The sequence below is a fragment of the Flagellimonas sp. 389 genome, from assembly GCF_018449435.1.
GTDB lineage: Bacteria > Bacteroidota > Bacteroidia > Flavobacteriales > Flavobacteriaceae > Flagellimonas.
Window position 1 is genome coordinate 131,025 of sequence record NZ_JAHCMU010000010.1, and the last position, 11,803, is coordinate 142,827.

16 protein-coding genes are annotated in these 11,803 nt (G+C 38.6%); 6 read left to right on the forward strand and 10 right to left on the reverse strand.

All coding sequences use genetic code 11. The annotated features are described in order from the left end of the window. Positions 1 to 87 precede the first annotated feature (87 nt). The 4 genes from KIM67_RS10405 to KIM67_RS10420 all read left to right on the forward strand — a co-directional run bounded on the left by KIM67_RS10405 (position 88) and on the right by KIM67_RS10420 (position 4,507). The gene (locus KIM67_RS10405) at positions 88 to 2,367 is read left to right on the forward strand and encodes a M20/M25/M40 family metallo-hydrolase (RefSeq protein ID WP_213831267.1); all 2,280 of its coding nucleotides are present in this window, start codon (positions 88 to 90) and stop codon (positions 2,365 to 2,367) included. After that, complete coding sequence (locus KIM67_RS10410; RefSeq protein WP_213831268.1) at positions 2,360 to 3,169, forward strand: NAD(P)H-binding protein; 810 nt, start codon at positions 2,360 to 2,362, stop codon at positions 3,167 to 3,169. The genes KIM67_RS10405 and KIM67_RS10410 overlap by 8 nt, the downstream gene beginning before the upstream one ends. Positions 3,170 to 3,290: 121 nt before the next feature. Next, positions 3,291 to 3,665, forward strand: coding sequence for a hypothetical protein (locus KIM67_RS10415; protein ID WP_213831269.1), 375 nt, complete (start codon positions 3,291 to 3,293; stop codon positions 3,663 to 3,665). Positions 3,666 to 3,814: 149 nt separating this feature from the next. Further along, complete coding sequence (locus KIM67_RS10420) at positions 3,815 to 4,507, forward strand: hypothetical protein (RefSeq protein WP_163416869.1); 693 nt, start codon at positions 3,815 to 3,817, stop codon at positions 4,505 to 4,507. 16 nt (positions 4,508 to 4,523) lie between these two features. Here the strand turns inward: KIM67_RS10420 and KIM67_RS10425 are convergent, their stop codons facing one another. Then, positions 4,524 to 5,024 (reverse strand): nuclear transport factor 2 family protein, encoded by a 501-nt coding sequence (locus KIM67_RS10425; RefSeq protein WP_213831270.1) that lies wholly within the window; start codon positions 5,022 to 5,024, stop codon positions 4,524 to 4,526. Beyond that, a complete protein-coding gene (locus tag KIM67_RS10430) occupies positions 5,014 to 5,511 on the reverse strand; it encodes a hypothetical protein (RefSeq protein ID WP_213831271.1) in 498 nt (165 codons plus the stop codon). Before KIM67_RS10430 ends, KIM67_RS10425 begins: the two co-directional genes overlap by 11 nt. A 64-nt stretch (positions 5,512 to 5,575) precedes the next feature. Between KIM67_RS10430 and KIM67_RS10435 the strand changes: the two genes are divergently transcribed. Beyond that, a complete protein-coding gene (locus tag KIM67_RS10435; protein ID WP_213831272.1) occupies positions 5,576 to 6,523 on the forward strand; it encodes an NAD-dependent epimerase/dehydratase family protein in 948 nt (315 codons plus the stop codon). A 4-nt stretch (positions 6,524 to 6,527) separates the two neighbouring features. On the opposite strand, the gene KIM67_RS10440 is transcribed toward KIM67_RS10435, so the two are convergent. From KIM67_RS10440 to KIM67_RS10460, 5 genes are all read right to left on the reverse strand, one after another. Then, positions 6,528 to 6,827 carry a hypothetical protein gene (locus tag KIM67_RS10440; RefSeq protein WP_213831273.1) on the reverse strand — a complete coding sequence of 100 codons (300 nt, stop codon included), beginning with the start codon at positions 6,825 to 6,827 and terminating at the stop codon, positions 6,528 to 6,530. A gap of 72 nt (positions 6,828 to 6,899) precedes the next feature. Continuing rightward, positions 6,900 to 7,328 carry a cyclic pyranopterin monophosphate synthase MoaC gene (moaC, locus tag KIM67_RS10445; protein WP_213831274.1) on the reverse strand — a complete coding sequence of 143 codons (429 nt, stop codon included), beginning with the start codon at positions 7,326 to 7,328 and terminating at the stop codon, positions 6,900 to 6,902. A 3-nt stretch (positions 7,329 to 7,331) separates the two neighbouring features. After that, entirely contained in the window at positions 7,332 to 7,772 is a 441-nt protein-coding gene (locus tag KIM67_RS10450; protein ID WP_213831275.1) for a molybdenum cofactor biosynthesis protein MoaE, read from the reverse strand. Between the two features lie 233 nt (positions 7,773 to 8,005). Continuing rightward, the gene (locus KIM67_RS10455) at positions 8,006 to 8,584 is read right to left on the reverse strand and encodes an outer membrane protein (protein WP_213831276.1); all 579 of its coding nucleotides are present in this window, start codon (positions 8,582 to 8,584) and stop codon (positions 8,006 to 8,008) included. 409 nt (positions 8,585 to 8,993) lie between these two features. Next, positions 8,994 to 9,230, reverse strand: coding sequence for a helix-turn-helix domain-containing protein (locus tag KIM67_RS10460; protein WP_371815726.1), 237 nt, complete (start codon positions 9,228 to 9,230; stop codon positions 8,994 to 8,996). 113 nt (positions 9,231 to 9,343) lie between these two features. Between KIM67_RS10460 and KIM67_RS10465 the strand changes: the two genes are divergently transcribed. Next, positions 9,344 to 9,760, forward strand: coding sequence for a hypothetical protein (locus KIM67_RS10465; protein ID WP_213831277.1), 417 nt, complete (start codon positions 9,344 to 9,346; stop codon positions 9,758 to 9,760). 138 nt (positions 9,761 to 9,898) lie between these two features. On the opposite strand, the gene KIM67_RS10470 is transcribed toward KIM67_RS10465, so the two are convergent. The 3 genes from KIM67_RS10470 to KIM67_RS10475 form a co-directional block, all read right to left on the reverse strand. Beyond that, positions 9,899 to 10,456, reverse strand: coding sequence for a transposase (locus KIM67_RS10470; RefSeq protein ID WP_213831278.1), 558 nt, complete (start codon positions 10,454 to 10,456; stop codon positions 9,899 to 9,901). Positions 10,457 to 10,818: 362 nt separating this feature from the next. Continuing rightward, complete coding sequence (locus KIM67_RS18695) at positions 10,819 to 10,953, reverse strand: hypothetical protein (protein ID WP_256442800.1); 135 nt, start codon at positions 10,951 to 10,953, stop codon at positions 10,819 to 10,821. Positions 10,954 to 10,998: 45 nt separating this feature from the next. After that, the gene (locus tag KIM67_RS10475) at positions 10,999 to 11,772 is read right to left on the reverse strand and encodes an isoprenylcysteine carboxylmethyltransferase family protein (RefSeq protein WP_213831279.1); all 774 of its coding nucleotides are present in this window, start codon (positions 11,770 to 11,772) and stop codon (positions 10,999 to 11,001) included. Positions 11,773 to 11,803: the final 31 nt, after the last annotated feature.

The following is an 11,803-nucleotide window of genomic DNA, read 5'->3' on the forward strand; positions in this document are numbered from 1 at the left end:
GAAAATTTAACGAATTATTTAAGTATTTCCCCTTTTATATGAGAACCTTTCATAATTTCATACATTTATATACAACTTAATCAAACCATGAAGTTTTCTAAAACCCTCGCACTTCTAGTACTTTTTCTGGCCATTTATTGGAGTTATAAATCTTTGATGCCGTCATACCAGAGCGATGCCGATATGGCCTTGCACAGTTTTTCAACGGATAGGGCATTGGAACATGTTAAAAATCTCTCCAAAGAACCCCATGCAGTAGGTTTCCCTGGGCACTCAAATGCCAAAACTTACATTATTGCCGAACTCAAAAAACTTGGATTAGAGACCAATACCCAAGAAGGTTATACCGCTGGCGATTGGGCAAATCTGAGCAAGGCCACTAATATCATGGCAAGGATTAAGGGCTCTGAGCAAGGAAAGGCATTGTTGCTAATGTCACATTATGATAGCAGCCCACATTCTTCTTTCGGAGCCAGTGATGCTGGTAGTGGCGTAGCTACCATTCTGGAAGGAATACGGGCGTTTCTTGCAAAAAACAAGGTTCCGAAAAATGATATCATCGTTCTAATCACAGATGCAGAGGAACTAGGACTAAATGGTGCAGACCTGTTTGTGGATAAACACCCTTGGGCAGAAAACGTTGGGCTCGTTCTTAACTTTGAGGCACGTGGTAGTGGAGGTCCCAGCTATATGCTTATTGAAACCAACAGAGGAAACGGAACGTTGATAAAAGAATTTACCAAGGCAAACCCCGAGTATCCCGTTGCAAATTCGTTGGCATACAGTATTTATAAAATGTTGCCCAACGATACCGATTTGACCGTTTTTAGGGAAGATGCAGATATTGAAGGTTTCAATTTTGCCTTTATCGATGACCATTACGACTATCATACCGCTCTGGACACCTATGAACGATTGGACAGAACATCTTTGGCACACCAAGGAAGCTACCTAATGCCACTACTCCATCATTTTAGTGAAACCAATTTGAACAACTTAAAAAGTTTGGATGACCTAGTGTATTTCAACCTTCCTTTTTTCAAGTTGATTTCTTATCCTTTTGAATGGATTTGGCCCATGTTTTGTATAGCCGTAATTGCTTTTTTACTACTTCTCCTTACAGGTTTTAAAAAAGGAAGGCTTTCCTTAACAGGAACCATGAAAGGATTCTTGCCGCTTTTGATTTGCTTAGTCTTAAATGGGATTTTCGGATACTTTGCATGGAGTGTCATTACATGGTGGTATCCGGGTTTTAAGGATATGCTTCATGGTTTTACCTACAACGGGCATACCTATATCTTGGTTTATGCAGTACTTTCATTGGCAGTTTGTTTTTGGACGTACCATAAATTCCGAAAAACGAGTACCCAAGACCTTTTGGTAGCTCCTATAATGATTTGGTTGCTATTATGCGGACTTATGGCAGCTTATTTAAAAGGGGCCAGTTTTTTTGTAGTACCTGTATTTAGCCTTTTGGTAGCTTTTATGGTCGTTATAAATCAAGATAAGCCCAATTCGTTCTTATTGGTATTTCTGACCCTTCCGGGTATCTTTATATTCGCTCCATTCATAAAAATGTTCCCTGTAGGACTTGGATTAAAAATGATGGTAGCGGCAACTGTTTTCACTACGCTATTGTTCTTCATAACACTTCCATTTTTAAGTCAATTAAAAAATAAGGACCGATTGGCCTACCTGAATTTGTTCTTATTTATAGTTTTCAGTATTTCAGGACATATTAAATCGGACTTTAACGAAGAACGGCCAAAGCCTAGCAGTCTGCTCTATGTTTATGATGCAAATACAGATTCCGCTATCTGGGCCACCTATGACAATCAACTCATAGATTGGAACAGTCAATTGATAGGACCTGAGAAAATAGTTCCAAAAGCTAGCGAACTTAAAACAATTCCCAGTAAATACAGAACCGAGTTTACTTATGTTGCCAAGGCACCCATCAAGAACGTAAAGGAGCCATGGATAGCTACGCTTACCGACACTGTAATTGGCCAAGAACGAATTCTTGAGCTATGCATTACGCCCAAGCGAGCGGTCAATCGACTGGATATTTATACCAATATCTTAAAGCTCAATTCTGCCAAGGTGAACAACATAGTTCTCTCCGATTATTTTCTTGAAAACCGAAAAAGAAGATTGATCACACACTATGTAAGCGATAACGACTATACAGAACTGGAGCTAAGTTTCCCAAAAGATTCCATCCTAGATATTACCATTTATGAAGCTTCCAATGATTTGCTGACAAACAAAGCGTTTGGAGTTCCCGAAAGGCCTAAAAACAGTATTCCCATGCCTTTTGTATTAAATGATGCTATCTTGGTCACCAAAACGATGAAATTTGACTGAGAAAATCGGTGTTTTGGGTTGTGGGTGGTTAGGTTTTCCGTTAGCGAAACATTTTATAGCCAAAAATCATGAAGTCCATGGCACAACTACTTCGGAGCATAAATTGAAGGAATTAAAAGAAGCAGGAATCTCTCCTTATGATATCGCTTTATCAGCAACTAAAATTGAGGGGGATATTCAAAGCTTTTTATCCCATATAGATGTATTGATACTAAATATTCCCCCAAGACTTAGAGGGGAGAACAAAGAGAGTTTTATTGAAAAAATAAGACTCTTGTACAATGCTATTAAGAAAAGTACTATAGCCAAGCTCATTTTTGTAAGCAGTACCTCGGTGTATGGTAATGTAGAAGGTGAAGTTACGGAAGATACAAGACCAGAGCCAGTAACAGAATCTGGGAAGCAATTGCTACAATGTGAACAGTTATTTATCAATGATGAAGCACTGGAGAGTACAATAATTCGTTTTGGCGGATTGATCGGACCAACTAGACATCCGGTCATGATGCTATCCCGCAGGCAGAACCTCAAGAATGGCAATGATCCCGTTAATTTAATCCATCTAAAAGACTGTATACATCTAATAGATACCATTATCGAAAACAATTATTGGAACGAAGTCTTTAATGGAGTCTATCCGTTGCATCCCAGCAAGAAGGAATACTATACCGATGAAGCCATAAAACGTGGTCTAAACATCCCAGAATATTCAGAAGAGTTCACAGGCAAATCAGGGAAAATTATACTCAGTAGAAATTTTTTTAACAAAAATCATATTTTACATACTTCCATTATTTCATAGTTGACATTAAAAAAATAACGTTTCACAACAATTAAGACAATTTTAAGTTAATTAATTAACTGATTTTAAGTTGATTACAATTCTTGATTTTACCTTTGTAACAGATTAATTTATTAATGTCATGGGAAATTCAAGATTAACTACAAGAATCTTGATGGCGATGGATGATTTGATTACAGAAAGTAGTACAAGAAAAAACATAACCTCAAGATTTCAAGATTTACATAAATCAATTCTAAGAAAGCATTACAATGCAGCGGATGTAGAGATAGATTATCATAGGCAGCGTATAAAAATGGATGTTGTGCTCAACGATCACGAGTACGATCCAAAAACAATCAATATGATTGTATCCACAATGCCTGTAAACCTATGCTATAAAAATCTGGGCTCTTTCTTAAAAACTTGTTTAACAGAAGATGTGAGCACACTAGCGTTTTATGCCACCTTACTTAAACAATATACCAACGAAGACGTGGCCTTGTTAGCGTTATAAAGCAGAAATCCAACAAATAGGTATTTTGGTTAAGTATGATCTTAATTGAACAATACCATTATGTTGGTTTTTGTTTTTGATTCTTATAGCATTCTTTAACAGCACGATATCAATTATTTTTTTAGTTTAGCCGCTCCAAACCCGAGAAAATGAAAAAAGTCGTTGTATTGTTGTTAACGTTCGTATGCTTTACCGCTATTTCACAGACCAAAAACGAGCTTCTTGAACACTATCAGAATTTTTACAAAGAAATGCGATTGCAAGGAGATGTCAATGGGGTAATCAATTCCTTGACACATCTTAATGTGCTGTCTCCTTCCAAGGAAAGAAAAGATACGCTGGCATTTGTCTATATGAACAACAACCAGCATATGCAGGCATTGAACACTATTGGGATTGAGAAAAAAGATGACGATTCCGATTTGTCGGTACAAGTAAAGGCCGTTTCCTTAAAAGCATTAAATCAGCCAAAAAGAGCATTGGAACATTTTGAAATACTGTTCAAACGTAAGCCTTCTGCCTATTTGGCCTATGAACTGGCAGACTTAAAAATACAAACCGGAAATAACGAGGGTGCTTCCGTAAACATAGAGTACGGTATTGCCAATGCCAAGGACGACATGAAATATGCCTTTTATGAAAGACAACAACCCTACGAAGTCGCATTAAAAGCAGCATTTTATCATTTAAAGGGCCTTGTGGAATACAATAAGGACAAGACCAAAATAGACAGTGCCATTGCTTCTATTGATGAAGCTTTAAAAATTGACCCCAATTTTAATCTGGCCAGTTTGAGCAAGCAAGCTTTGGAATCCAGAAAAGAAAAACCCGAAGGTCAATAAATAAGAGTATTCCAAATCACTTTTGCTTTTTAAGTTCGATAAGCAATAGGCTGTCCTTTTCTTTTTTAATCTGGATAAGTTCAGAAACATTTTCATTGGGTACGGCAATGGAGAGCACGTAATGGGCAATTTTCCAATCACCGTTTATTTTCTTTACGACACCAGAACCTCGACACAGCTTCATTTGTGTATCCAACAGTTCGTCAAACCAAGCAATTTCATTAGAATCGTCAACATAGATATTTCGCTCGACCGCTGTAAAGTTCCAGGCTTTCCCTTTATCAAAATAAGGTTTTGAAAATGCTTTAAAGGCTTCGTTTTGCCAATTTTCCGTAGCATCTGTTCCAATAAAAACACCATCTTCGGTCATTTTATCAAAATAAGCATCAAAATCGGCACTGGCAGCAGCAAGATGCCATGCATTCAATACATTGTCAATACTACTTTTCTCATTGGTCTGTGCTTTTGCCATAAAGCCGCACATCAATACTACCAGGAAAGTGATGCTATTCTTCATCTAAAATTAGTTTTTTATCCAGAGGGTTGTTTACGATGACATTGAACTGATTCCGAAGTGCATTATAAGCTTCTATCATTTCTTTTGTAGGCTCTGCCGTATCATTTTTGCTCAGAATGGCCGCTTTTACCTTTATCATATACGTCTTTAACACACGCTGTCGGCTTTTGATCTGAAGTTTATCGAACAGTTCTGGATAGGTTCCTTTTGCCAACAGCTTTTCTTTTTCGATAAGGTCATCAATGGCCAAAAGCAAGTCTTCATCATTTTTTGCTTTATAAAGCACATCAAAACTGCTTGATAGTTCTTGGAATTCCGCCCACTCATCCATCATAGGGGTCGCTACCGAATTTATCGCTAGTTTTTTTGGCATTTTCTGATAGTTGAAAAACCGTTCTTCTTCCTGAATCTCTTCAGTACCATCACCACTATCCCTACATGCCGACAAGGACAATGCAATAACCAAAAGGTATGACAATTTTCGCATAAGCGAATGTACAAATTTTAATAAAGGCTATCTTTATCGCCAAATGTTATTAACTCCAATTTAAATGCAAAAATCCATTCTTATTCTTGGTGCATGTGGTCAAATAGGTACAGAGCTCACTATTGAATTACGGGCCAAATACGGTTCTGAAAACGTAGTTGCCAGCGATATTAGGGAAGGTGGCGAAAGCCTAATGCAATCAGGGCCTTTTGAGCTTTTGGACGCCACCAATTATGAAGCCATTGAAGATGTGGTCATGCATTACGAAATTGATGAAGTTTACCTCATGGCGGCCATGTTGAGCGCTACCGCGGAAAAATTTCCAATGCGCGCTTGGAACCTGAACATGAACTCGCTATTTAACGTACTCAATCTAGCCAAGGAGAAAAAGATAAGTAAGATTTTTTGGCCATCGAGTATTGCGGTCTTTGGACCCAATACCCCCAAGGAAAACACCATGCAGAGCACCATAATGGAACCTAGTACGGTGTATGGGATAAGCAAACAATCCGGGGAACGTTGGTGCGAGTATTATTTTAAAAAATTTGACGTGGATGTACGAAGTGTACGCTACCCTGGTCTAATTAGTTGGAAGACCATGCCCGGGGGCGGTACTACGGATTATGCTGTAGACATATACCATGAAGCCCTGAAAAAGGAGTCGTATGAATGTTTCTTGAACGAAGAAACCAAACTACCCATGATGTACATGGACGATGCCATACGGGCCACAATAAATTTGATGGAAAGTCCTTCCGAAAAACTTAGTGTTAGGTCTTCCTATAATTTAGGAAGCATGAGTTTTACACCCAAAGAGGTTGCTCAAAACATCCGGAAGCATATCCCCAATTTTGAAATATCCTACAATCCTGATTTTCGCCAGCAAATTGCTGATTCTTGGCCCAGTAGTATTGATGATAGTGCTGCCAAAAGGGATTGGAACTGGCAACCTGAATTTGATTTGGAAAAAACTACGGAAGAGATGTTGGATAATTTAAAGGATACAGTTTAGTTCCTTATTCTTCTTCGGATTCAGCAAAATCTGCATTGGGAAAATCTTCCATATCCCCTGCAGTGGAAACTTCGGTATCATCATCAAAATTGGCCATGCTACGCTCTAGTTTTGAACTTATTTTGACCAGATACTTGGTGTCGTCCTTGCAAACTTCAACAGCCTCGATGACCTCTCCTTTCAGGTTTTTAAAATTGATGATATCGCTGTCACCATATCCGTCCGGATATCGTTCTACCAAAAGTTTCAGTACTTCTGGGGTCAGTTTTTTATAATCGACAATTACTCGTTTGGGGTTGTTCATGTTCAGAGCATAGCAATAAATCAACTTGAAATTAGAACAAAAACGATATAACCGGAAATTTTTTATGAAACTTTACGCATTGTTAATATCTGATTTGCCGCCTGTTTTTTTCAAGAGCCTTATTTGATGGATTTCCACACCTTTGTCAATAGGTTTGAGCATATCGTACATGTTCAACGCCACCACACTTGCCCCGTGCATGGCCTCTACCTCGACACCTGTTTTATAGAACGTCTTCACCAAGACCTTTACCGTAATATCCAGTTCATTGATTTCATAATCAATGCTACAATGTTCAACGGGCAAAGGGTGACAGTCCGGTAACAAATCGGCTGTTTTTTTCACTCCTAAAAAACCCGCCGCCCTGCTCATGGAAAACACATCCCCTTTGGGAACAGCGCCTTTTTTAATGGCATCTATGGTAACCGCAGAACTTACTTTAACAATTGCCTGTGCAATGGCTGTTCTGTGGGTAGGTTGCTTTTGTGTAATGTCGACCATAATCTAGGTATTTACTTTCCATTGGTAGGATTCATCTTCAAAAAGCTCTTTTCCAAAGACGGGCACATGCGCCTTAATTTCTTCTACGACATATTCAAGTGCTTCAAACGCTACCCTACGGTGCGGGGAGGAAACAAAAACAAAGAGACACAACTCGCCCACCCCAACTTTTCCCAAACTATGGTAGATATGCATGCAGGTAATATCAAACTTTGAAAATGTGGTTTCTTTAATGTCATGAAATTTTTTGTTCGCCATTTCCTCATAAGCGGTGTATTCAATGGCACTTACTGTTTTCCCTTCTATTTCATCGGCCCGTACTTGTCCCAAAAAAATATCGTGCGCCCCTATCTGGGTCTTGGATTGGTGCTTGGCAATGGAATCAGCTATAAAGTTGGGACTTATGGCACCTTCCACAAATACATTTTTCACTTCTTTTTTCATAAGAAAATGAGTTTTTGCTAAGGTAGTCAAGAAAAGTGGAAAGACAGGTCTCCGAATTGAAGGGTATGCAACTAAGTGAGATAAATCTCAAACTCCTTCAAAAAATCGAGGAGCTTATGTTGTATACGATCCAGCAGCAAAAAGAGATAGAACGGTTAAGCGAGGAAGTTATGGTATTAAAATCCAAAGGAAAGTAAGTTTGGACAGCCACTAAAAAGATAACCTCTCTTTTTTTAGAAGCGATACCCCAGTCCTAGCTTTGCCATGCCTAAATTCTCGCTAAAATCTATATTAAGGCCACCGCTGGTATCTGAAAAGTTGATATAATCATAATGGGCAATAGCGAAAAGACGTTTTGTAAGCTCAACTATAGCGCCGGCGCTTAGGTTAAGACCGCCCTTGGCCTCATTCTCGTCTGGTGGAGCGTTCTGTATGTTATAATCCAAACTATATATAGCCAAAGCATAGCCCACGGCCACGAAGGGCATAAATTCTTTTCCTTCGCTAACACTTGCGGCAGCAAACACCTTTGGCTGTAACAGGAGTATGTTCTCATCCAAGGTAAAGGTAGGATTGATAAAATCTGTACTTTGCACAAAATAGGCCCCGCTTAAGGAAGCCCCCAATTGCCATCGTCCCGACTCATAAAACCCATACTGCAATCCCACATCCGCTATACCGGTATAATCATTGAAGTTGGTATCTACCAAAGGTAAGGGATAGGATAGGGTGGCAGAAAAATTACTGGACTGTGCGTTAAGCCCTGCTGTGAATAAAAAGGCCAATACTAATTGTTTTAGTCGTATATCCATTATGTATTGTATGTAGGTCTTATGTCTTCTAATCTCCTATACTAAATCATATCTCTAAAGTAAAGAAAATACAACAAAACTGACCATGATGTTTTATGCTATTACACATAGTAGTAATTGTATCTGATAACAATTATACAACTTGATTATATATCTTATTTTAACAAGCAAATTTTCTCAACTTTCTTCACTAGCACCTAACACTATACAACTCCCCTCTTCATTACCAATAATTATTAACCTGTGGCATTAAACGTTACTCCAAAATCTTGTTTTTATAATAACATTTTCAATACATTGCTTACTCACTACTCACTCACAACCTCCACTAGTCGCAGAATAGCGGGAGCGGGGGCGAATTGTCCAAAAATACTTTTCAATACTAAAATATATTGCTTATTTATCGCCTTTAGGAAAAGTCAAATAGGTCTGCAAGCCGTATGTCCAAAGCTTCTGCAATTCTATTTAAAGTGACCAAACTGGTATTGCGCTCCGCCCTTTCTATTCTTCCAATTTGGTTTTTGGTCAAATCAGCTTCCACTGAAAGTTGAAATTGGGACATGCCTTGTACAGTACGAAGCTGCCGAATTTTATTCCCGACCATCTTCATCACTTCTATGTCTTTTTGAGTGTATTTATCAAGCACATGCCAATTTGATCATTGTTGAAAAATTAAAAGACATCCTCAATGGGGTATTTTGATTTATTTTTGTTATATTCAACTTAAGTACCGCATAACCCTTTAAAACTGGAATATCCATGATGTGTACATCCAACATTTTAAGGGAGATCAATTCTTTTTTGAAGCAAGACACCAATACAACTCTTGAAATTACTTTTGCCCAACTTGCTATTGAAATTTACCATAACGGACACTTTCTAAAGAAAATTGAAAGGCCCAACAGTAGCATTCTACTGTACAAACCAAAGAACAACAAACTGGCCCAAATGGATCTAGTGGACAATATTGCATTCCGTTTTTCTTTTTGGTTTGATACGCCAACGTCTCCGCTCAAATATAAAAGCGACATCTTGCGCTTACCTCAACCATTGACCGAAGGTTTTTTGGAAATGGATGCCGAAAAATTGATAGTTGGCTTTATCATGCATACACAGGGCAACAGTATTGAGACCACACATGTCTATACCCAAATATGCATGCGGCAACGATGGTAGACGAAGCAACAAAAAAGCCGGTTCCCATAAAAGAAGACAAAACACGAATGCCTAAAACCTGCTGAGTTCGTGACTTGCTCACTCATAACTGCCCCGCTACCGCCAGTTTGCAACTGGTGGTCAAGCAATATAAATAAATCAGCCCAAAAAACCAATGGTATCGATTTCCATCACTGTATGGTCTCCTGCAAAATTTCTTGCGCTACTGTACTTCCAGTCAACCGACGTGGTCACAAAACCTGATGCAACCGGATTATTGTGAACATAATCGATTTTTTGCCCAATGACCTTTGTACTCCATAAGGCTATGGGTTTGTTATGGTGCTGCCAGAACTGATACTTCGCAATATTGCCTTTCTTTTTACCCGCCCGCTCAAACATCCAAAGCAACCATTCCTTCCTGCTTTCTTGAGGGTTTTCCTCAATTGCACGTATCACTTTCCTTGAAGTAAACCTCTTGAAATCGCGCAATACTCCCGAAGGATCTTCCCTTGTCGAACGGAATATGAAATGGACATGGCTGGGCATAAAGCAGTAGGCATAGACTTCCATTCCTTTGTTCATCCTACAATATTGTAGGCTTTCCACAAGAATGTCCAGATACAGCTGTCGCGTAAAAACATCTATCCAGTACACCGTGGCAAACGATACAAAGTAAGCACCGGCCTTATCATGAAACTTATAGTTCCTGCTCATAAAGCAAGAATAACAGATCTGCAGTATGAATAGGTTACAGAATGGACGGATGCGCTGTTTGAATTGACAAAACACCAATACATAAAACTAGATTGGTTCTTGTGTTGCTTACTCATATCTGCCACCAGTTATAAACTGGCTGTAGCGGGGCACACTAAAAATATAAAATTCTGATATTTTATACTACATAATATCTTTAATTTTATAAAGATTTAACTTACAAATTTAATTGACTGGTTTTACCACACACTTACCTGTAAATTCGAATCGAATAAAAACAATATGAATACTCTCATGGGCAATCCGTGATAGTCGCAAAACTAAAAAGGCATCTTAATAGATGCCCTTTTAGTTTTTACAGTTCACTTTAAAGAACCTGTATCCTTTTCAGAAAATTTGTGCTGTTTTGTGAAATTGTTTTGATTTTTTCTGTTTCCGGAATTGGTGGTATACCATCCGAAGAATACGGGTGTTCTGTAGTGTGTTCTTGTTTTCATGGTTGAATTATGTATTGCGTTTTTTGATGAATGATTGATTTGCTGTTATAATTTCTCTGTAGCTATCTGATTTGCACCCTTATTTTTTCTCCACTTGGTAAAAGGGATAAGCATTGGTTTTTTAGCCTGATATGCTTTATAGGTCTCTCCAAATTCGTTGGCGAGGTCTTTTTCTTCAAACAAGGTTCCGATAATCACATATATGGAGATGGCCATTGCAAAGATCAAATGGGTTACCGTCATTATTGGTGTTGCCCACATACCCAAGAGCATTCCAAAATAGAGGGGATGGCGTACATACTTATAAAATAAGGTCACCCTGAATTTCAATTGGGTATAGGGCTTGTCCATCAATTCCAAAAACGTCTGTCGAAGCCCAAATAAATCAAAGTGATTGATTAAAAAAGAACTAATGAACAGAATGGCCCAACCCGCAAAGAATAGCCCGTAAAGTACAAAGTATCCTATACTGTTGGTCGCTACTTGCCATATTTGTCCACCGATAGGTTGCCAGTTGTAGACTAAATTAAAAAGCAATATCCCAGACACCAGAACAAACGTGCTCCGCTCTACGGGTCTTGGGAAATAACGTGCGAAAAGTTCTTTGAACCATTTTCTTGCCATTACACTATGTTGGACCCCAAATAGGGAAATCAACATAACGTTGTTCAATAGTGCCCATAAAACTGGCAATTGGGGTTCTTGGTCAATTCCAATTTCCGGGATCAAGTTGCCAACAGAGGCAATCCAAAAAAGAATGGAAGCAAAAGCGATCAAATACGCTACCACGGAATACGTAAACATTAAAATTTTCTTCATGACTTTTAGATTTTAATTTGGGGCAAACCTA